This window comes from Sorangium sp. So ce381, assembly GCF_051473845.1.
GTDB classification, from domain to species: Bacteria; Myxococcota_A; Polyangia; order Polyangiales; family Polyangiaceae; genus Sorangium; species Sorangium atrum.
Genome location: NZ_CP150336.1, coordinates 111,542 through 133,122 on the forward strand (window position 1 = coordinate 111,542; position 21,581 = coordinate 133,122).

Annotated in this window: 13 protein-coding genes; 5 read left to right on the forward strand and 8 right to left on the reverse strand. The window is 70.8% G+C overall.

What is annotated here, in order from left to right:
* Window positions 1-71 precede the first annotated feature (71 nt).
* Window positions 72-3,830 carry a UvrD-helicase domain-containing protein gene (locus WMF29_RS00435; RefSeq protein WP_437326940.1) on the reverse strand — a complete coding sequence of 1,253 codons (3,759 nt, stop codon included), beginning with the start codon at window positions 3,828-3,830 and terminating at the stop codon, window positions 72-74.
* Between the two features lie 249 nt (window positions 3,831-4,079).
* Between WMF29_RS00435 and WMF29_RS00440 the strand changes: the two genes are divergently transcribed.
* From WMF29_RS00440 to WMF29_RS00455, 4 genes are read left to right on the forward strand one after another with little or no spacing between them, the layout of a single operon-like run.
* On the forward strand, window positions 4,080-5,039 hold the full coding sequence (locus tag WMF29_RS00440) for a UbiA family prenyltransferase (RefSeq protein WP_437326941.1): 960 nt from the start codon (window positions 4,080-4,082) through the stop codon (window positions 5,037-5,039).
* Entirely contained in the window at window positions 5,036-5,770 is a 735-nt protein-coding gene (locus WMF29_RS00445; protein ID WP_437326942.1) for a ferrochelatase, read from the forward strand. The genes WMF29_RS00440 and WMF29_RS00445 overlap by 4 nt, the downstream gene beginning before the upstream one ends.
* Window positions 5,767-6,684, forward strand: coding sequence for a prenyltransferase (locus WMF29_RS00450; RefSeq protein WP_437326943.1), 918 nt, complete (start codon window positions 5,767-5,769; stop codon window positions 6,682-6,684). The genes WMF29_RS00445 and WMF29_RS00450 overlap by 4 nt, the downstream gene beginning before the upstream one ends.
* Window positions 6,685-6,698: 14 nt before the next feature.
* Window positions 6,699-7,400, forward strand: coding sequence for a lycopene cyclase domain-containing protein (locus WMF29_RS00455; RefSeq protein ID WP_437326944.1), 702 nt, complete (start codon window positions 6,699-6,701; stop codon window positions 7,398-7,400).
* Between the two features lie 78 nt (window positions 7,401-7,478).
* On the opposite strand, the gene WMF29_RS00460 is transcribed toward WMF29_RS00455, so the two are convergent.
* From WMF29_RS00460 to leuC, 4 genes are all read right to left on the reverse strand, one after another.
* Window positions 7,479-10,016: a glycoside hydrolase family 31 protein gene (locus tag WMF29_RS00460; protein ID WP_437326945.1), complete on the reverse strand. Its 2,538-nt coding sequence runs from the start codon at window positions 10,014-10,016 to the stop codon at window positions 7,479-7,481.
* A 1,508-nt stretch (window positions 10,017-11,524) separates the two neighbouring features.
* Entirely contained in the window at window positions 11,525-12,973 is a 1,449-nt protein-coding gene (locus tag WMF29_RS00465; RefSeq protein ID WP_437326946.1) for a hypothetical protein, read from the reverse strand.
* A gap of 1,251 nt (window positions 12,974-14,224) precedes the next feature.
* Window positions 14,225-14,842, reverse strand: a complete 618-nt coding sequence (gene leuD / locus WMF29_RS00470) for a 3-isopropylmalate dehydratase small subunit (RefSeq protein WP_437326947.1) — start codon at window positions 14,840-14,842, stop codon at window positions 14,225-14,227.
* A gap of 27 nt (window positions 14,843-14,869) precedes the next feature.
* Complete coding sequence (leuC, locus tag WMF29_RS00475) at window positions 14,870-16,279, reverse strand: 3-isopropylmalate dehydratase large subunit (RefSeq protein WP_437326948.1); 1,410 nt, start codon at window positions 16,277-16,279, stop codon at window positions 14,870-14,872.
* Window positions 16,280-16,523: 244 nt separating this feature from the next.
* On the opposite strand from leuC, the gene WMF29_RS00480 reads away from it, so the two are divergent.
* Entirely contained in the window at window positions 16,524-17,435 is a 912-nt protein-coding gene (locus tag WMF29_RS00480; RefSeq protein ID WP_437326949.1) for a LysR family transcriptional regulator, read from the forward strand.
* 136 nt (window positions 17,436-17,571) lie between these two features.
* On the opposite strand, the gene WMF29_RS00485 is transcribed toward WMF29_RS00480, so the two are convergent.
* The 3 genes from WMF29_RS00485 to WMF29_RS00495 form a co-directional block, all read right to left on the reverse strand.
* Window positions 17,572-19,116 (reverse strand): IMP dehydrogenase, encoded by a 1,545-nt coding sequence (locus WMF29_RS00485; protein WP_437326950.1) that lies wholly within the window; start codon window positions 19,114-19,116, stop codon window positions 17,572-17,574.
* Between the two features lie 211 nt (window positions 19,117-19,327).
* The gene (locus tag WMF29_RS00490) at window positions 19,328-20,293 is read right to left on the reverse strand and encodes an AraC family transcriptional regulator (RefSeq protein WP_437326951.1); all 966 of its coding nucleotides are present in this window, start codon (window positions 20,291-20,293) and stop codon (window positions 19,328-19,330) included.
* Window positions 20,294-20,421: 128 nt separating this feature from the next.
* Complete coding sequence (locus WMF29_RS00495; protein WP_437326952.1) at window positions 20,422-21,549, reverse strand: DUF4185 domain-containing protein; 1,128 nt, start codon at window positions 21,547-21,549, stop codon at window positions 20,422-20,424.
* Between the last annotated feature and the right edge of the window lie 32 nt (window positions 21,550-21,581).

Consider the following 21,581-nt stretch of genomic DNA (forward strand, 5'->3'; position numbering starts at 1 on the left):
CCATCGTACCACCGCACGGGCTTCCCGCGACGCGCTACCCACGGGCCTCCCTCTGCGTCCGGCAGCGCCCCTCACACCCTGAGCACCACCCCTCTCGCCCTCTCGCCCGTCGCCTCCGCGATCGCCTGCACGTAGAGCCGCACCTGCGCCTCCTGCGCCGCGTGCGCCGTGCCCGCGTCGGAGCCGGTCTTGAAATCGACCACGGTCCAGATCCCCACGTCGCCCACGCTCTCGCGGAACGAGAGGTCGACGATGCCCTCGGCGATCGTCCCGTCCTCGAGCCGCAGGAGCAGCGGCGTCTCCCGCTCGCACGCCCCGCGCGCGGCGCTCTCCGCTGCGCGCCGGAGCAGCGGGTGCTCGAGCGCCGCGACCGCCGCCGCGACCGCCGCGTCGAGCTCCTCGGCCGGCGCCCCGAGCAGCCTCGCCTGCGCCGCCGCCACCGTCCTCACCTCGTCCTCGCCCGCCCGGAGATCCACCTCGGCCAGCACCGCGTGCACAAGCGTCCCGAACCGCTTGCCGTAGGGCCGGCCCTCGCGCGCGATCTCCGTTTGCTCGAACGAGATCACCGGCAACGCGTCCGCCCTCTCCCCGCGCGCCGCCCCGCCGCCGCTCCGCTGCGCGGCCGCCGTCCCGGCTCCGGCCGCCGCCGCCTCCGCCGCCTCGTGGCTGATCTCCGTCGCCGTCTTCACGCGGACAGCCGCCATCGAGCCGTCCACGATCGCCCGCTGCCGCGCCTCCTGCCATGCCTCGTGCCCGCGCTGCCCGAGCTCTCCTGCCAGCACGGCGCTCGCCGGCGCCCCGCTGCTCCCGAGGACCCCGGCGCCGCTCGCTGGCCCGGCGCTCACCGCCGCCACGCCCGCCCCGGCGCCGCCCGCGTCCGCCTGCAGGATCCGCTGCTGCCGCAGCCCCGCCTCCGGCTCGCGATCCAGGTCGAGCGCGCCAGGATCCCACCACACCACGCGGTGCGATCCGGCCATCGGCGCGTGCTCCCCCGGCGCGACCGCGTCCCGCTCGTCGGCCTCGCACCGCGCCGGGCGCTCCAGCACCGTGTCGGTCCCGAACGGAGGGCAGCCGAGATCCTCGCAGCGCCGAGGGCTCCGCCGCTCGCGCGGCGCCGGGTAGAGCACGGGGTGCAGCACGTCGAGCCAGCCGTCGCTCGTGCCGTCGCCCGGGCGCGCGTCGCCCACCGCAGGCACGACCAAGAGCTCGCGCGCGCGCGTCGCCGCGACGTACGCGAGCCGCACCGCCTCCTCGCGATCGCGGCGCAGCACCTCGTCGCGGCGCTCGACGAGCTCCGCGGGCACGCAGCCGGCGATCGGCTCCGCCCACAGGCCGAGCTCCGGATCGACGTGCCGCGACGGGAGCTGGTGCGCCGCCGGCGACGCCGGATCCGCCAGGATCACCACCGGGAACTCGAGCCCCTTGGCCCGGTGCACCGTCATGATCCGCACGCCTTCCGTCCCCTCCTCGACGACCGGCGCCTCGGCGACCTCGCCCCGCTCGGCGTCCAGCTCGAGCCGCTCCACGAACGCGCGGAACGACGTCGCGCCGGCCGCCTCGAAGCGCCGCCCGAGATCCATCACCCGCAGCACGTTCGCGAGCGCTTGCTCCCCCGTCGGCCAGATCGCGATGCCCGCGTGCGCGCGCGTCTCGTCGAGGAGCCCGCCGATGGTGTCCGCGATCGGCCGCCGGTTGCGCTCGCGGTGCAGCTTGCCGAGCACCGCGAGCGCCTCCGCGACCTCCCGGAGCGGCCGCGCCCCGCCCTCCACCGCGAGATCGAGCGCGCCGTCGTCCGGCGGTCGAAACAGCGGGTGCAAGCGCCGGAACCGGTCGCGGTAGAGCAGCAGCACGTCGTCCGTCAGCGCGAAGAGGGGCCCGCGCAGCGTCGCGTAGACGCTCAGCTCGTCGTCCGGCCACTCGATCGCGAGCAGCGCGCTCCGCACCGCCATCACCTCCTCGCGATCGTGGAACGACCGTCCGCCCACCAGCACGTGCGGGATCCGCCGCGCCTCGAGCGCCCGCACGTAGGCGCGGGTCGCGTCCTCGCCGAACGTCTGGAAACGCTTGAACAGAAGACAGATGTGCCGCGCCTCGAGCGGCACCCGCTGGCCAGGGCGCTCGCGCTCCGTCACCGTCCAGCGCCGCGCTCCGTCACCGTCCAGCGCCCCGCCGGCGCCCGCGCCGCCGTGGATGAGGTGGTGGACGAAGGCGCCCACCGCGTCCGGGATCGACTGCCGCACCCGGAAATCGGAGATCTTGCCGAAGTCGCCGTAAGGCCGCGGCACCGGGAGCGCGATGACCGTCGGCTGCTCCGGCGGATCGTCCCGGAACCGCTCGAGCGCGACGTACCGCGCCTGGGTCGCCGCGCGCTCGCCCTCGGCGGTGCCTCCCTGCATCAGCGGCGCGAACGCCGCGTTGACGGCCTCCTGGATCGACGGGGCGCTGCGGAAGCTCGTCGACAGGTACAGCACGCTCGCGCCGCACGCGACGAGCCGGGCCTTGGTCGCCTCGTAGAGCGCGACCTCGGCGCGGCGGAAGCGGTAGATCGACTGCTTCGGATCGCCGACGACGAAGAGCTTGCCGGGCACCGGGCGCGCCCGCGTCCAGTCGGTCTCGGAGAGGTCGTCGGCCGCGAGCAGGAGCAGGATCTCCGCCTGGAGCGGGTCGGTGTCCTGGAACTCGTCGACGAAGAGGTGCGAGAAGCGGAGGTTCAGCTCCTCGCGCACGCCGCGGCTCGATCGGAGGAGGTCCCGGGCGCAGAGGAGCAGGTCGAGGAAGTCGAGCTTGCCGGCGCGGGCCTTGAGCGCGTCGTACGCCTCGATCGGCGGCCGGAGCTCGCGCGAGAGGCACGCCGCGAGATCGGCGCTCGCGGCCGTCAGCACGGCGTCGAGCTCGACCTTCACGCGGTCGCGCTGCGCGAGCACCTCGGCGCGCGTGAGATCCCCGCCGAACGCCTTGCCGGTGCCCCTCCAGCGCCATTCCTTCCAGCGCGCGACGTCGCCGAGCTCGGCCTCCAGGCCGTCGTGATCGCGCCCGCCCGTGACCTCCTCGCGGCGGCGGAGCTCCGCCAGGTAGCGATCGAGGTTCCGGAGGCTCTGCGCGAGGTAGTCGCCCTCCCGGTCGGCCTCGGCGCCCAGGTCGGCGAGCGCCGCGAGGCGGTCCAGGATCTCGTCGATCGCTCGCTCGCGGTCGAACGGGTCGCGCCGCCAGGGGCGCGTGAAGTCGCGGTGCTCGGCGAGCTTGAACGCCGCGCTCCGGAGCAGGTCGCGCGGGCCCTGCGCGCCGTCGCGCGGGCGCCGGCGCAGGATCCGGCGCACGCCCTCGGGCGGGTCGTTCAGGGTGCGCTGGAACCAGGCGTCGAAGGCCTGATCGAAGAGCGCCTCGGCCTGATCCGCGGCCGCGACCTGGAACAGCGGGTCGACGCGCGCCTCGACCGGCCACTCGCGCAGGAGGTCGGCGCAGAAGGAATGGATGGTCCCGATGCGCGCCGCCTCCAGGTGCGCGAGCGCCTCGTCGAGCCGCGCGCGCTCCGCAGGGCCGGCGCTCGGGTCGCTGCGCGCCCGCTCGATCTCGGCCCGGAGGCGCAGCTTCATCTCGCCGGCCGCCTTCTCCGTGAAGGTCACCGCGACGATCCGATCGAGCGTCCCGCCGCCCTCCTCGGGCGCCCTCCGCAGCACGGCGACGATCCGCGACACGAGCGCGGTGGTCTTGCCGGTGCCCGCGGCGGCCTCGACGACGAGCGTCGTCCGCAGATCGTCGCGGATGCGGCGGCGAGCGGGCTCGTCCGCGAGCACCCGCGCGCCGCGCGGCCGGACCGCGTCGGCGGTCACGCGCGCCTCCGCGCGGGCTCGAGGCGCTGCCCGAGGGCGCGCGGCTGGAGCGCGCCGGCCAGGCTCGGGGAGGGAAGGGGGACGTGCCGCACTGGTCGCGTGTGGAGGCTGTCGGGGGGAGTAAGGTGGCTCAGATCGCCGTGGAAGGAAACGCTGCCGTGCCCGGCGGAAGGCGCTCCGTTTTCCGGACGGGCTCATGTAGCCCCGAAGCGTGGATGTTCTTGTGCTAGCAGCAGGGAGAGCTGATCCATGCGCCTCGAGTCGATGAGCCCTGGAGCGCGGTGGGCGTACGCGCTCAAGCCCGCGAGCTGGCCCAAGGTGCTCGTCCCGGCCGTATACGGGCACGCGGTGGGCGCGGCCGTCGCCGGCCGGCTGTCCGCAGGGGCCCTCGCCTTCGGCGCGCTGTGGATGATGGCCGACGTCGCCTTCGTCGTGCTCCTGAACGACTGGGGCGATCGCGAGGTGGACGCCCTCAAGCGACGCATGTTCCCGGACGGCTGCTCGCCGAAGACCATCCCGGACGGCATCCTTCCCGCGAGCGCCCTCCTGCTCGCCGGGCTCGGGGCAGGCGTCGCCGCGTTGCTCATGGCCTGGGGTGCCGGCGTCGCGCTCGATCGCCCGCTGCTGCTCCCCCTGGCCGCGCTCGGCCAGCTCGTCTTCATCGCCTACACGTTGCCGCCGATCCGGCTCAACTACCGCGGCGGCGGCGAGCTCCTCGAGATGGCCGGCGTCGGCGGCGTGCTCCCCGCGCTGCACGCGTATGCCCAGTGCGGCGCGCTGGCGCCGGCGTGGCTCGTCGCGCTCCTGCCGGGGTTGCTCGTGCTCGCGCTGGCGAGCGCGCTGGCCAGCGGGCTGTCCGACGAGCAGAGCGACCGCGCCGGCGGCAAGCGCACCGTGGCCACGCTGCTCGGCAATGCGGCCACGCGCCGGGCCACCGAGGCCCTCGCCGGCCTCGGCCCGCTCCTCTGGCTCGCGGCGTCCCTCCTCGCCGAAGACGCGCCTCCGCTCTGGTCGGTCGCGCCGGCGGCGGCCGTGGCGCTCTCCTTCAGGGCGCGGCTCCTCGAGAAGAGCCCCGAGGCGGTGACGAACGCCTTCGCCGCGCAGGCGGCCTACAAGCGCGAGCTCCACCGCGCGATCCAGTGGGGGATCGTCGCCCTGTCGGCGGCCGTGCTCGCCGCCGGGCTCCGCGCCGGGGGAGGGCCGGCATGACGGGCATCGCGGTCATCCCCCCGGAGGAGCGCGACGCGCTCGCGCGCCTCACGCCCCTGCAGGGCGCGCGGGCCTCGGTCGCGCCGGGCCGGCCGTGCGCGCCCACCCCCGTCGCCCTGGTCGAGCAGATCGTGGGCGGCAGCGAGGACGCCGAGCGGGCGCGCGCCTTCGCCCGCGGGCTCGGCGAGATCATCTGCGCGGTCGCCGACAACTTCCCCGACAACATCTTCTGGGATCTCGACTACCTGGCCTGCTGTCTGTGGCAGGCCGGGAGCGCGCCGGCGATCGGCGACTTCGCCCGCCGCGTGGTGTCGCTCTGCCTGGGCTTCGGCAACAAGTCGAAGCTGCGCTTCCGCTACGCGCACGACTTCCTCTACGGCTACGACTGGGCCCGCTGGGTGATGCGCAAGCCGGAGGAGCGCGCGGGCATCGGGCCCTTCGACGTCTCGTTCTTCGATTACCTCGACGGCCGGCAGAGGACGCTCGTCGAGCTCGTGGCCAGCAACGACCGCAAGTACTCGCAGCTGAACGGCCGGGAGTACCGCAACCCCTTCTCGTTCATCCGCGAGCCGCCCGAGGAGTCGCAGCTCCACTGCCTGCTCGCCCAGGTCGACCTGATCCCGCTCAAGGCCTGGCGCCTCGACGGCGAGCGCCGCTGGGACCTCCCCTTCACCGATCTGCGCGCCAAGCTGGCCGATCGCCTCGGCCTGTCGCGGGGCGAGGGGCGATGAGCGTCCGGCCGGGCGCGCTTCGAGCGTGGCTCGATGCGTCGCGGCTGGCCTCGCAGCCGAGCATCGCGCTCCCGCTGCTGCTCGGGCAGCTCGTCGGCGCGCAGGCGGCCGGCCGACCGCTCGACCTGGGGACGCTCGCGGCGGTCCAGCTGTTCGGCCTGCTGGACCAGCTCTTCATCGTCTACGCGAACGACGTCGCCGACCACGACACCGATCGCCGCAACAGGACCGCGACGCCCTTCTCGGGCGGCTCGCGCGTGCTCGTCGAGGGGCGCCTCTCGCCCCGCGCGCTCGGCGCGGCGGCCGTCGCGTGCGCCGCGGCGCTCGTGGCCGTCTCGGCGGCGCTCGCCGCGGCGCTGGCGACGGCCGCCGCGCCGCTCCTCGTGCTCCTCGCGATCGCGGCGCTCCTGCTCCTCTGGGCCTACAGCTACCCGCCGCTTCGCCTGTCGTACCGCGGCGGCGGGGAGCTGCTCCAGATGGTCGGCGTCGGCGCGGTCTTGCCGCTCTACGGTTACATCGCCCAGGGGGGCGACCCCGCGCGTTTTCCCTTCGCGCTGCTCGCGTTCCTGCTGCCGAGCCACCTCGCCTGCGCGATCGCCACCGCGCTCCCGGACGAGCCCTCGGATCGCGAGAGCGGCAAGCGGACGCTGCCGGTGCGCGTGGGCGGAGAGCGCGCGGCTCGGTGGGTGGTCCTCCTGAACGGGCTCTCGCTCCTGCTCGCGCCGGTCGGCCTGGGCGCTGTGGGCCTGCGCCCGGGGGCGGGCCTGCTCGCGCCGGCGGCGGCGGCGCTCGTCGTGATGCTGGCCCGCCCGGCGCCGCCGGGCTCGCGCCTGCTGCTGGTCCGGGTCGCGGCGGCGGGCGCGGCGACGCTGTCGCTGGTCGGCTCGACCGCCATCGCCCTCGCAGCGCGCTGAGGGGCGAGGGCGCGATGTCGCACGAGTTCCTGCTGCTCTCGTTGCTCTTCCTCCTGCCAGGGGGCGTCATCTGGCTCGCGCGCCCGGATCTGCGCCCCCTGATGAAGCGGATGGCGCTCGCCTCGCTGCCGTTCGCGGCGGCCGAGCGGCTGTTCTACCCGAGGTACTGGGCCCCGAAGTTCCTGTTCGACCTGGCCGATCGGATCGGGTTCGGCATCGAGGACGTGCTGTTCGTCGTCGGGCTCAGCGCGTTTTCCTCGACCGTCTATGCCGTTGTGTTCCGCCGCGCGCCGGTGCCCTGCGGGGCGCGGGGGGCGCGGCCGTGGCGGCGGGCGGCGGCGGCGATCGCGCTCGTGCTCGCGGTGGCCGGGGCGCTGCTCGCGGCGGGGGTGCCCGTGCTCTATGCGTCGGTGGCGGCGATGGTGGGGGTCGCCGCGGCGCTCGGCGCGGTGCGCGCCGATCTGCTCGTGCCGGGCCTGCTCGGAGCGCTCCTGTCGGCGGCGCTCTATCTCGGCCTGTGCCTCGTCTTCGCGGCGCTCGTGCCTTCCGTGTTCGAGCGCACCTGGCGGCCCAGCGTGCTGCTGCCGGGGAGGGCGCTGCTCGGCGTGCCGCTCGACGAGATCCTCTACGGGCTCGGCGCGGGCTTCGCGGCCACGGTGTTCCCGGCGTGGGCGTTCGGGTTCAGGTACGGGCACGCCGGAAGCGACGGGGATTGAAGTTCCCCCGGCGCCTCCGGCGCGCCATTTCTTCAGCGGAGCGGTGTTGCCACCGCAGGGTCGAGCCGCCCCCGTCGCTCAGTTCGCGGTGACGACCACCTCTGAGCCATTGTAGGTGACCATTTGATCCGGCGCGGCAGTGACGTCGACGCCGGCGCCGTGATTGGAGCCTACCCGCACGATCCTGAACGTCCTGCTGGCCGGCATTCCTGTATAGGTTCCCTTCCGTGCGCCGATGGTCAACTTCTTGGTCGACTCGTTCCATGTGAATGGAATCGTCGAATATTGACCGTCCTCGTAGCTGTAGCTGTCGCCCTCGTCTTCGTAGAGAGTGAAGGCCCCGTCCTGGCCTGTATAGATCCGGATCTCCAGCGGGTCGATGCTCTGCGTCGCGTACTGAATGCTGGGACCCATGGGGACGATCGAGCCCGCTTTGACGAAGAGCGGCATCTCGCTCAGCGGCGCGGGGACCGAGGCGGTACGTCCGCCGTCTGTCGTCGATCCTGTCCAGAAATCGTACCAGGTCCCCGCGGGGAGATAGACGGAGCGGCTGGTAGCGCCCGCGGTGGTCACTGGATTGACAAGGAAGGCAGGGCCGAACAGGAACTGATCCTTGATGTTGAACACCTTCGCGTCATTGGGATAGTCGAAGACCAGGTGCCGCATCATGGTGTAGCCCTCGCTGGTCACCTTCCATGCCAACGAGTAGATGTAAGGCATCAACCGGTAGCGCAGGTTGTCGATCTTGAGGAGGTTGGCCTTGGTGGCGGCGCTCCAGCTGTTGCTGTACAGCTCCCTCGATCCGCCCCCGTGAATCCGGAAGATCGGGGAGAAGGCGCCATACTGAAACCAGCGGGTAAAGAGCTCGTTGTTTGCGCTGGTGGTCCAGTTCACGTTGTGTCCCCAGTATCCGCCTATGTCCGTGGTCCAATAGGGCATCCCCGCGAGCGAGAAGTTGAGCCCCGCGGGGATCTGCTTGGTATAGGTCGCGAAATCACTGTTGATGTCTCCCGACCAGCACGTCGTGGCGTATCGCTGCTGGCCGGCGAAGGCGCTGCGGGTGAGGACGTAGACTCGCTTTTGCTTCGGGCCGATGCCACGCCAATGCTCGTACACCCCCGCGGCGTGTCCCAGGGGATAAGCGTTCAGGTACAGCGCGCCCTTGCCGAGCGCGGTATCCGCCGCCCGCACGTTGACGGGGTCCGGATAGGCCTGGGGTTCGGTGTTGTCTGCCCAGATGCCGTCCCAGCCGTACGGCCCCAGCAGGCGATCGTGGATCTGCTGGTACACCAGCGCTCTGGCGGCGGGGTTGAACGTGTCGTAGAAACGGTGTGTGCCGCTGCTGGGGTACAGCGCGCCAATTTCGTCGAGCGCGTTGTAGTTGCCCATCTCTCCCGCCTTCCGCTCGGTGTTCACGCGTTGATACACGGGCCAGATCGATATCATCGTGTGAACGTTGGCCTTGTGCATCTCGGCGATGAGGGCCGCTGGATCCGGGTAGCGGCGTTCATCCATGAAGTGGGAGCCCCACGCGTACGGGGTCCAGTAGTCCCAGTCTTGAACGATGCAGTCGACAGGGATTTTGTTGTCGCGGTAGCCGTCCTTGATCTTCAGCAGCTCGGCCTGGCTGCCGTACTTGTCCTTCGACTGGAAGAGCCCGTAGGCCCACTTCGGGAACAGCGGGGCCGCGCCGGTCGCGGTGCGGTACTGGGCTACTATCTGGTCGATGCTCGGACCATAGAAGAAGTAGTAGTCCACCATCTCGCCGGCTTCGGACGAATAGCTGTACTTGCTGTTGCTCGACCTGGTCCCGTCGAAGTTCGAGGTGGAATAGTTGTCCCAGAAGATCCCGTAGCCCTTGTTGGACACCAGCACCGGAATGTTGATCTCCGTGTTGGCGTTGACGATGCGCCGGGTCGTCCCTTTGCGGTTCATCACGTTGTCCTGGTGCTGGCCAAGACCGAACAAGGCTTCGTCGGCGGGCGAGTTGAAGACGGTCTCGACGCGGTTCGTGCGGACCCCCTCGACGGTCGCGGGCGTCAAGGTCTTGCTGTCTTCCGACAGGATGACGCTGTCGTTCAGGTCGGTGTATGTGACCAGGCCGTCGGTCGTGTTGACGTTGATCTTCAGCCGTGAAGTGGTGATGGTCACGGTCCCCGAGTTCTCTGCGACGCAAAAGCTCGGCTTGTCCCACTCCTTGTTGACGGATAGAGATTTCTTGTCAGGGGGTGAAGCGGCAGTGGTGTACTGGACTCTGATTATGCTTTCATTGCAGACCTCCAGTCTCAGCAGGCCGGTCTCCAGGTTGAAGGTGACGCCGCTGGCGTCGACGGCATAGAGCCCGGTCTCTGGAGGTGCAGGCGGGCAAGCTAGCTGGTCGTCGTCGCCTCCCTGGCCTCCGGAACCGCCGCCGCCGCCGACCCCGGCCGCACCGGCTGCACCGGTCGTACCGGTCGTTCCGCCTCCCCCCGCCCCGCTGGTCGTGCCAGCGGCGCTGGTCGACGCGCCGCCTCCGGCGCCCGGATCGGGGGTGGTGGACCCGCCCGAGCATGCGCCGCCGAGCGGCAAGAGGCCGATCAGAACCGCGTAGAGATGACGGTTAATCAAGTTTCGCATGACTCCTCGCAAGCAACAGAGTGCATGATGGTTCTCCCGACTTCGATGATGTATGCCAGCTGTAAGAGCGCGGACTGTCCCCATGCGGCCGAGGCACGGAGCTGTTTCCGCCTGCGCTTCGCACCGCTGGATCAGCATGAGAGCATCTGGTAATAGCCCGCTGATCCCGCTCGCTTGGGAGAGGCGGAGCGCGCGACGGATTAGGATGTTGGAAAGCTGCTTGTGCCGGACGAACGCTGGGAGCGACTTGAACCGCTACTTCCGAAGACGGAGCCGAATCCGCAGGGCGGCCGGCCGCGTGCGCCTGGTTGGATCGCCTTGACGAGGATCTCGTTCGTGATCGAGGCGGGGTCCCTCGGGAGTACCTGCCGCGAGAGCTCGGCTACAGCGGAGCGCCTCGCTGGCGCAGGCTGCCCGACTGTCCATTCCCAAGGTGCCATCCGGCCGCACCGCCAGTATCGCCGGATTCGTGACGAAATCATCTCCGGTGGACAGCACTCAGGCTTTCACGACAGGCGTCGAATGAGCGACGCTCGTCGTGTTCTCTGGCGGATCACCCTTCGCAAAACGCCAATCACCATCGATCGGCAATTGCTTTCCCGAAGGCCGAGCGAACAGAATCGGTGCAAAAATTGATCAAAAGTGAATAGATGACGAAGATCTCGGTGCCACGGGGACCGAGGAGGCCGAAGCGAAAGGATGCCCCTCGACCGCAATGTGAACGCTCACATGATTGATGTCAATTCCAATCAACCGGCCCGCGGGCATCATCGAGGCCGAGGGAGGGCGAGGCTGGCGGGGTCGCTCCGGAGCGCCGCGTCAAGAGGGGGAGCGCTGGACCGCGGTCATCGCTTTACCGCCGGACCAGCTCGACGCGTCGGAGGCAGCTCGATCAACCGCCGAGAGGGCGCGCGCAGACGGCGTGAGGGGGATGTGGCGGTACCAGCGGGTGAAACGGCGAACCTCATCGTGGCCAAGGCAGACCTCGCTCATCGCCCTCTCGAGCGCTCTTCAATCGACCAGCGGCTTTCAACGGTACGGAGCACGTCGATCAGCGGGGTGATTTCCGTGGTCCAGACGGCATAGTGGGCGACGTCGGTCGGGCCACCGAGGCTGCGGCGGAACAGGATACCGCGCCTCCGACGACGCGGCTCCGCTTCGACGAGCGGGCGAAGGCCCGGTCCTAGCTCCGTGGTCCCTTGGCACTGTCGCCTGCGCCGAGGTGGTGCCAGCGACCCGAAGGCGCCTGCTGCCGCAGCTCGCTCACATCGATCTGCGGCCGGTCCTGCCAGATCCGATGCTGGCTCGAGGGGGCCGCGCGGCCGCGCAGCGCCGGGGCGGTGCCGTCCTGAAACGCCGATGCGCCGGGAGCGCCAGGGGATCGCGTTTCCCCTGGCGCTCCCGGCGCCTTCGTCATTCGATCGGAGCTGCGGCGCTCCAGGGCGCGGGCGGCGGCGGTTCGCTCGCGAAACCTCCCGCCGTCGGGGGGATCGCCCGCGCCCGTCGCGTCACGGCAGCATCAGGACGCACTCGGTCCGGCAGATCGGGGCGGAGCCGCCGGCGCTGATCTCCTCGCAGATGGTCCGGATGGTCGCGCCGGGGGGGCAGGTGGCTCCCTCCACGCACTCGATCCAGCAATCACCGGGGGGGTACGCGTCGGCGCCGCCCATGCCGGTGCCGGTGCTGCTGCTGCTGCTCTCGCCGGAGCAGACCTTCTGCTCGATCATGCCAGGCGGGCAGTAGGGCTCGACGGGCACGCACTCGGTCCAGCAATCGCCGGGGTAGGGCATGCCGCCCACGCCGGTGCCAGTGCTGCCCGAGCTGCCGACAGAGACAGAGCTGCCGCCGCCGCAGACCGTCTGCGGAATGCTGTCCGGCGGGCAGTAAGGCTCGGTGGGCACGCACTCGGTCCAGCAGCCGCCGCCGGGGTAAGGCATGCCGCCCACGCCGGTGCCGCTGCTGCTGGTGCCGGGCATGGGGTCCTCGCAGATGGTCTGCTGGGTCGTGCCAGGCGGGCAGTAGGGCTCGACGGGAACGCACTCGGTCCAGCAGTACTCCTGGCCGGGGTACGGGCTGGCGCCGCCAGCGCCGCCGGCGCCGCCGTAGCCGGTGCCGGTGCTGCCGACCGAGACCGCGCTGCCGCCGCAGACCGTCTGCGGGATGCTGTTCGGCGGGCAGTAGGGCTCCGTGGGCACGCACTCGGTCCAGCAGCCGCCGCCGGGGGGGAGCGGCGCGGCAAAGCCTGGATCGGCGCCAGCGGTGTTCCCGCCAGCGCCGCCGGCGCCCGCCCAGCCGCCCGAGCCGCCGACGCCGACGCTGCTGCTGGTGACGGTGGTGCCGCCGTCGCAGTAGGTCTGCGGGGTGGTGCCGGGCGGGCAGTAGGGCGCGGTGGGCACGCACTCGGTCCAGCAGCCGCCGCCGGGGCGCGGGGCGGCGAAGTCTGAATCGGAGCCGCCGATGCCCCCGCCAGCGGTGCCGCCGCCGGTGCCCGCCCAGCCGCCCGAGCCGCCGGCGCCGCCGGTGCCCGCCCAGCCGCCCGAGCCGCCGACGCCGACACTGCTGCTGGTGACGGTGGTGCCTTCGTCGCAGAAGGTCTGCGGGGTGGTGCCCGGCGGGCAGTAGGGCTCGACGGGCACGCACTCGGTCCAGCACGGCTCGGAAGGCATCGGAATGCCGCCAGGGCCCGAGCCGCCGACGCCGACAGCGCTGCTGGCGCTGCCCCAGCCGCCGGAGCCGCCGGCGCCGCCGACGCCGACCGTCACGGAGCCGCCGCACACGGTCTGCTCGATCGTGCCCGGCGGGCAGTACGGCTGCGGCGGGATGCACTCGGTCCAGCACTCGCCCGGATCGACGGGCATGGCGGTGCCGCCGGCGAAGCCACCCTGGCCCGAAGAGGTGGTGCCGCCGCTGCAGATGGTCTGCTCGCTCCAGTCAGCAGGACAGACGCTATCGGGCACACACTGCTCCTCGCACATCTCGCCGATCTCGCACGGTGAACAGACCGTCTCCCAGTGAAAGCCAGGTCCGCAGTTGGGCTCTGGTGGCGGTGACGGCTCGTCCACGCCCCCACAGCCCTGCCCCTTGGCGCCGGTGAGCACAACGAGCGCGGAGAGCGCAATGAGCCCCTGGAGAGAGGAGCGAGCGGCTGACGAACGCGGGATAAGAGAGGAGAAGATCGCGAAACGCATGGGGTACTCCATCCTGCGTGCCTGTGCGAGACACGCGATCAAGGAACGATGGCTCTGCGCCGCGGCATGCGGAGCGCTGCTGCGCGCGGCGTCTCAGCGCCGACTCGAAGAGCTCGCGTCGAGATAAAGCACTGGACATGCCAGGCGCGTCCGCCTGCTCGGTCGGGTTGCCGGCCGCCCGGAGCGACGTGTATCGGCCGGCTTTTCGCGGTCGCGCGGCGCCCGCTGCGCGCAACCGCACGGCGCGACAGGGCCACAGTGTGACGGGGAGCGCTGCCTACGTGTCACGTTGAGCCAACCGGCGCCGCAGGGGGTGCCGGCAGGCAAGCGGATGGAGTGATGGCGGAATTTTCCTCTTGAGTGACCTGGGATGCCCCGACCCAGGTTGAGGTTCGGCCGGGTGGTAACCCGGTGGTAACCCGGTGGTAACCCGACCCAGGTTGGGGTTTGGATGAGGTTTGGATGACCCGACCCTGGAGGACCTGGATGCCCCGACCCAGGTTGAGGTTCGGCCGGGTGGCGACCCCTTACCCGACCCAGGTTGAGGTTTGGATGCCCCGACCCTGGAGGACCTGGATGCCCCGACCCAGGTTGAGGTTCGGCCGGGTGGTGACCCGACCCCCCTGACCCGACCTAGGTTGAGGTTTGGATGCCCCGACCCTGGAGGACCTGGATGCCCCGACCCAGGTTGAGGTTCGGCCGGGTGGTGACCCGACCCCCCTGACCCGACCTAGGTTGAGGTTTGGATGCCCCGACCCTGGAGGACCTGGATGCCCCGACCCAGGTTGAGGTTCGGCCGGGTGGTGACCCGACCCCCTGACCCGACCCAGGTTGAGGTTTGGATGGCGTGGTACCCCGACCCAGGTTGAGGTTTGGAGGACCCGACCCTGGAAAGCCCGACCCAGGTTGAGGTTCAGGTTCGGGGAGGCGGTCGATCCGACCCAGGTTGAGGAGGTGCTTGAGGTTGAGGTGCTTCCTCGCGCGCCCCAGGTTGGGGCAGCGCCTCGATCGAGCGCGGAGCTACTGCGCGGAGGCGGGCCGCACGTAGGGCAGTCGCGCCGCCACCTGCTGGACCTCCGAGGCCCCCTCGAGCAGCTGGGCGATCGGATCCCACGTGCCCCGGATCAGCGACTCGCGCGCGCCCGGCTTGATGGTGAAGGGCACCGTGAGATCGCTCCCGGCCCGGACGACTTGCCCCTGCAGGTCGACCGTGACGGGCGTCTTCGGGTCGGCGTTCACGCGCGCCACGAGCGCGGCGCGGTCCTCGCGGCTCACCGAGACGCAGGGGATGCCGAGCGTCGTCGAGTTGCCGAAGAAGATCTCGGCGAAGCTCTCGGCGATGACCGCCTTGAAACCCGCCTTCGCGATCGACTGCGGCGCGTGCTCGCGCGACGAGCCGCAGCCGAAGTTGCGGTCGGCGATCAGCACCGTCGCGCCCGCGAAGCGCGGGTCGTTCAGCGGGTGCTCCCGCTTCTCGCCCCGCTCGTCGAAGCGCACGTCCCGGAAGAGGTGCTCGCCGATGCCGTCGAAGGTGACGCACTTCAGGAAGCGCGCCGGGATGATGCGGTCCGTGTCGATGTCGTCCCCCGGAACGTGAACGGCGCGACCGGTGACGGATTGAATCAAATCGAGTGCCATTGGGATCTCCCTCGGGTGCGAGCGTCGTCAGATTCCGAACACGTCACGAGCGTCGGCGATCTCGCCGCGGACGGCGGCAGCCGCGACCATCACCGGGCTCATGAGCACGGTGCGCCCCGTGGGGCTCCCCTGCCTGCCCTTGAAGTTGCGGTTGGACGAGGACGCGCACAGCTCATCTCCGATGAGCTTGTCGGGGTTCATCGCCAGGCACATCGAGCAGCCCGGCTCGCGCCACTCGAAGCCCGCCTCGCGGAAGACCCGGTCCAGCCCCTCGGCCTCGGCCGCGCGCGCCACCTCCATCGACCCCGGGACGGCCAGCGCGCGCACGTGCGGCGCGACCTTGTGCCCCTGGATGCGCCGCGCCACCTCCCGGAAATCCGAGATGCGGCCGTTCGTGCAGCTGCCGATGAACGCCACGTTGATCTTCGTCCCCTCGATCGGCTTGCCGCCCTCGAGCCGCATGTACTCGAGCGCCTCGCGGATCAGCGCCCGCTCGGACTCGTTCGCCACGTCCTCGGCCGCCGGGACCCTCTCCTTCACCGAGATCGCCTGCCCCGGCGTGATGCCCCAGGTGACCGTCGGCGCGATCTCGCTCGCGTCGATCCGGACGACGTCGTCGTAACGCGCGTCCTCGTCGGAGGCGATCGAGCGCCAGTACTCGAGCGCCTTCTCCCACGCCTCACCCTTCGGCGCGTACGGACGCCCCTTCATGTACTCGAACGTCGCCTGGTCAGGGTTCACATAGCCGACCCGGGCGCCGCCCTCGATCGACATGTTGCACAGGGTCATCCGCTCCTCCATCGAGAACCCCTCGATGGTCGACCCGCCGTACTCGTACGCGTAGCCCGTGCCGCCGGACACGCCGAGCCGGCGGATGATCTCGAGGATGATGTCCTTCGCGTAGACGCCCGGCCCGAGCTTGCCCTCCACCTGGATCCGCCGGACCTTGAGCCGCTGGAGGCTCAGCGTCTGCGTGGCGAGCACGTCGCGCACCTGCGTCGTCCCGATCCCGAACGCGATCGCGCCGAACGCGCCGTGCGTCGACGTGTGCGAGTCGCCGCACGCGATCGTCATGCCCGGCTGCGTGAGGCCGAGCTCGGGGCCGATGATGTGCACGATGCCCTGCCGCCCCGACTCGAGATCGAAGAACGTGACGCCCTGCTCGGTGCACGCCTTCTTGAGCGCGTCGACCATCCCCTCGGCCAGCGTGTCCTTGAACGGCCGCTTGCGGTTGTCGGTCGGGACGATGTGATCGAGGGTCGCGAACGTCCGCTCGGGCATGCTCACCCGCAGGCCGAGATCGCGGAGCATCCCGAACGCCTGGGGGCTCGTCACCTCGTGGATCAGGTGAAGGCCGATGAAGAGCTGGTCCTCGCCGCTCGGCAACGTGCGGACTTTGTGGAGGTCCCAAACCTTGTCATAGAGACTCTTACCCATGATGGCCTCTCGCGGTGCGCTGGAATCCGGTGAAAGGGGACGTGAAGGGGGGTGAAGCGGGACGGCGTGCGAAGCGAAGCGGACCGGCCCGAGCGCCGCAGCCGCGGCGCACCGGCAGCCTCCTCGGAGGCATCGGGCGCGCCGCCGGTCTGGCGGTCCAACGTCGGGCGGGCGGCATGACTATGCGGGCGCGAGAGGATTAAGTCGAATGAAACTTTTTTCACGATCGATTAAGTAAAGCTACATGGACGCGTCGCTGCTCCCCGCGCTCGAGGATGTGCTCATGGTGGCCCGGTCGGGCTCGGTCGCCGAGGCGGCGCGGCGGCTGCACAAGACGCCGTCGGCGATAAGCCAGCAGGTGCGGCGGGTGGAGGAGCGCTTCGGGGTGGCGCTGTTCGAGCGCGACGGGCGCGGCGTGCGGCTGAGCCCGGCGGGCGAGGCGGCGCTCGGCGCGATCACACGGCTGTTCGACCAGGCGGAGGGGGTGTTCGAGCTGCTCTCGGAGCTGGCGGGGGAGCCGTCGACGACCCTGCGCGTGGCGGCGAGCGACTACCTCGGCAAGGGGCTGCTCGTGCCGGTGATCCGCCAGATGCTCGAGAAGCGCGCGCCGGTGCGGTTCGCGATCACGACGGCGAACTCGGTCGACGCCGCGCGGGGGGTGGAGCGCGGCGAGGTGGATCTGGGCCTCGCGTCGGCGTCCTCGGCGGGCGGCGACCTCGTGAAGCAGCCGCTGTTCGTGCAGCCGTTCCTCTGGGTGGGGCCGCGGCTCAAGGGCTCGTCGCCGGCGCTGCGCGAGCGGCTCCGGCACGAGCCGCTGCTCCGGCTGGCGCCCGGCAGCGTGGGGCGGCGGATGCTCGACGCGTACCTGGATCGCGAGCGGATCCGGCCCATCTCGACGATCGACGTGTCGAGCGTGTCGCTCCTCGTCTCGTACGTCTCCGGCGGGCTCGGCATCGGCCTCGCGCCGGCGCTCGCGCTGACCGAGGTGGCGCGCTCGCGGCTCGACGTCGAGGTCGCGGAGGTCGACCCGCTGCCCGTCGAGCTGATGACGCGCGAGAATTTCCGGCGCAATCCGATCATCGAGCGCTTCGTCGAGCGGCTCGCCGCCGAGGGGCGCCGCGCGGAGCAGCGGACGCGCGCGCTCCTCGGCGGCTGACGCCGCGCGAGGCGCGCCGCCGCCCGTCAGGTGGACGGGGCGCGACACGATGACTCGCTCCGTCGACCAGAGTGTGCGCCCCGGGGCGCAAGAGGGGTAATCGGCGCGGCCGGCGCGGCCGGCCGGCCGGCGCGGCTCAGGGCTCGCGCGTGTTGCCGCGCGTGTCCTTCAGCATCACGTCGTGGACTCCGCCCTCGTGGATGCTCACCGCGGACGCGACGGTCAGGCGCGCGCGCATGTACAGGTCGCGCAGCGAGGTGGCGCCGCAGTTGCACATCGTCGAGCGCACCTTGGCGAGGGTGACGTCGAGGTTGTCCTTCAGCTTGCCGGCGTACGGCACGTAGCTGTCGACGCCCTCCTCGAACTCCAGCTGATCCTTCTTCTTGCTGGTATCGCCGTGGTCGTAGCGCTGCCAGTTGCGCGCGCGGTTGCTCCCTTCACCCCAGTACTCCTTCATGAACTGGTTGTTCACGCGGACCTTGCGCCCGGGCGACTCGTCGAAGCGCGCGAAGTAGCGGCCCATCATGACGAAGTCGGCGCCCATCGCGAGGGCGATCGTGATGTGGTAGTCCTGGCTGATGCCGCCGTCGGAGCAGATCGGCACGTAGACTCCGGTCCGCTGGAAGTACTCGTCGCGCGCCTTGGCCACCTCGATCACGGCCGACGCCTGGCCGCGGCCGATCCCCTTCTGCTCGCGCGTGATGCAGATCGAGCCGCCGCCGATGCCGACCTTGACGAAGTCGGCGCCGGCCTCGACCAGGTAGAGGAAGCCCTCGCGATCGACGACGTTGCCGGCGCCGACATAGGCCGGCTTGCCGAGCGACTTGACGAAGGCGATGGTGTCGCCCTGCCACTCGGAGTAGCCGTCCGACGAGTCGATACAGAGCACGTCGGCGCCCGCCTCCACCAGCGCCGGCACGCGATCTCTGTAGTCGCGCGAGTTGATGCCGGCGCCGACGATCAGGCGCTTCTCGTGATCCACGTTCTCGAGCGGGTGCGCCTGGTGCGACTCGTAGTCCTTGCGAAACACCAGGTACTGGAGGTGCTGTCGCTCGTCGATGACGGGCAGGGTGTTGAGCTTGTGACGCCAGATGAGCTCGTTCGCCTCCTGCAGATCGAGGCCGACCTTGCCGCAGTGGATCGACTTGAACGGCGTCATGATCTCGCGCACCGGCGTGCTGAGCGGCGTCTTGCCGAGCCGGTAATCACGGCTCGTGATGATGCCGACGAACCTGCCCGTGGGCGTGCCGTCCTCCGTGATCGCAATCGTGGAGTGGCCCGTGCGATCGGTGAGCGCGAGGACGTCGCCGAGCGTCGCGTCGGGGCGCAGGTTCGAGTCGCTCACGACGAACCCCGCCTTGTAGTTCTTCACGCGCCGCACCATGGCGGCTTCCTCCTCGATGCCCTGCGAGCCGTACACGAACGACAGGCCGCCGCAGCGCGCGAGCGCGATCGCGAGGTCGGCGCCCGAGACCGACTGCATCATCGCGCTGGTGACCGGCACGCTGATCGTGAGCGGCGCGAGCCTCGGATCCGGCGGCGTCGCGCCCGGATCGGCCTTGAACCGGACGACAGGGGCCGTGAGATCGACGTTCGCCGGGACGCAGTCCTTCGTCGTCAGATTCGGGACGAGCAGGTACTCGCCAAACGTCCTGCTCGGCTCATCGTAGATGAATGCCATGTCGGCTCCTAGTGCAGGGATCCCCGGCTGTCAAACACGAGCGGCGCCGTTCTCCCGGGAAAGTCGTGTAATATCGATGCTTTACGGTGGCAACGGCGGGCCTGGAAGCGCGGCGCGAGGCGCGAGGCGACAGGGGCCCGGCCGCCCGCCAGCGTTGCGGTGAGGCGGTGCAGGAGCCCGGGCGGGATGACCGGGCTCCCTGGGGGCGGCGCTAGAGCGGGCGCACCGGCAAGCAGAGCTCGCAGCGGAACCTGTTGGTCTTGGGATCGTGGAACTCGCCCTGGTAGAGCTCGAAGCAGGGCCGGTGATCGGGCTGATAGCCGCTCTCGGGGAGCCACCTCCCGAAGAGCTGGTCCCAGGCGGCGCCGATCGTGTGCGCCTCGCCGAGGAACGCGCCCGCGGCGTACTTGCCGCCGGCGACGTCGGTCACGTTGACGTCGCCGTCCGCCTTGAAGCCCTGCGGGATCACGATGGCGGCGTCGAGGCGGCACTTGGCAGGCTCGGTGACCTTGGGGTTGTCGTGCGCGATGCCGAGGCAGATGCGGTCCGGGGTCCACAGATCGCGCGCGCTGGCCCAGCGCGCGATCCGTCGCCAGGCCTCGTCGACGACCCCTCCGGGGCCGTAGGGGCCGATGCATCGGACATAGGCCACGTGGTAGCTCGGCAGGGTCTTCACGGTCACGTTCATGATCTCCTCCTCGTCTTGACGGGCGTCCGCGCCCGACGAGGAGGCATCTTGGTCAGGCGCGCAGAGCGCTGCTTTGCGCGGATTGTGCTCGACTTCACCCGGCTTGCGATCCGCTTGCCGCGCCTTGCTCGCGTCCGTGGCGCCGCCGTTGCGCCAGGCGGACGCGCTCATGCCGAAGCGCTCCTTGAAGGCGCGCGCGAAGGCGCTCGCCGAGCTGAAGCCGTTCTCGAGGGCGATCTCGAGGACGTCGGTGTGCGGCCGCTGCACGAGGTGGCTCGCCGCGGTCTCGAGGCGCGTCCGCTGGATGAACTCGCGAAGGTTCTCGCCCGTCATGGACTTGAACACGCGGTGGAAGTGAAACGGCGAGAACGCCGCCACGGCCGCCAGCGTATCGAGGGAGATGTCCTCCGCGCGATGGGCCTGGATGTAGTCGATCACGCGGTTGACCCGCCGCTGGTACTCGGCGCGGCTCCTGTCGGACGTTGCCACGGGCGGAGGGTACCTGATGGATGGTCGCAGAAAAAAGGGCCTCGGCCGCGACCGCGCCCAGGTCGGGAGGGGCGCCCGGCACCCGACTCAACGTGGGTCGGGTCGCCTCAACGTGTGTCGGGTCGCCTCTACTCGAGCTCCAGCTCGACGAGCCGGATCTCCCCCTCCAGGAACCCCGTCTCCCGGAAGTACGTCACGTACTCCACCCGCTCTCCTTCCCGCGCGAGCTCCGCGTGCACGAGGGCGGCATAGGGCCACGCATCCGGCGTAGGCGGGACCTCGGCGGTGAGAACCACCGCGCTGTCCGACCAGGGCCCCTCCGGCGCCGGAGCCGTCCGGATCGAGATCTCCGACGATACCGGCTCGCTGTACAGCGCGATGTACCTGCCGACATGCTCGTTCCAATGCACCGACATCATCGGTGCGCCCGCCATGACCGGCTCTGCCTCATCATGGCCCTTCACCCAGCGCTCGTCCGAGAAGAACCGCCACGCGTCGCGCTCCGTTGCCTCCGCGAGCGGGGCGCGCGCGACGATGCACGGGCACGTGAGACCCGAGCACGCGCAGGCATAGGCGTAGAGCATCCCCTCGCGGACGAGCGCCGCCGACGTGAGCGAGGGCTCATCCGCGCCGAAGAGGAGCGTCGGATCCGCAGCGCCCCGGCGCACCTCCGGGCGTGCGGGGGGCGCGTCGAGGCTCTCCCAGACAGCGATGGACGAACCCAGCATGTCGACTTCGAACGCCCCGGCCCCGAGTCGCCCCGTCACCTTGCTGTAGAAGACGAGCGCACGGCCGGTCGACTCGTCGACGACGATGGGGCCCGGCCACAGCGCATAGCGCGCTCCGCAGTCCTCCTCGCACGTCTCCTCCGCACGAGGGTCGGAGTGCTCGAGGTTGAACGCGAGCTCCTCCTCGGTGAACGGCAGGAACTCCCGCGGCGCGCCGTCCGCGTCGAGCGGCTCGGTGAGCGACGAGAGCCCATCCGACGCATCCAGATCGTCGGTCGCGCAGAAGGTGCTCGACCTCCAGATCGCCCCGTCTTCCCCCGGCATCTCCAAGGTCGTGTCGCCGAACACCCACACCGATCGGTCGCCCCACCGCGCGCTGTAGCCGCCGTCCCGCCCTCGGATCGCCGGGGCAAACTCCAGCGCGCCCAGGTCGCGCACCGCGCGCACCGCGGCCTCGGGCGCCTCCTCGCCACACCCGGCGCACAGGAGAGCGAACCCGGCGGCTCCCATGGTCCATCGATAACGCATGCGCGCGAGGGTACCATGGGGAGCCTGAACGC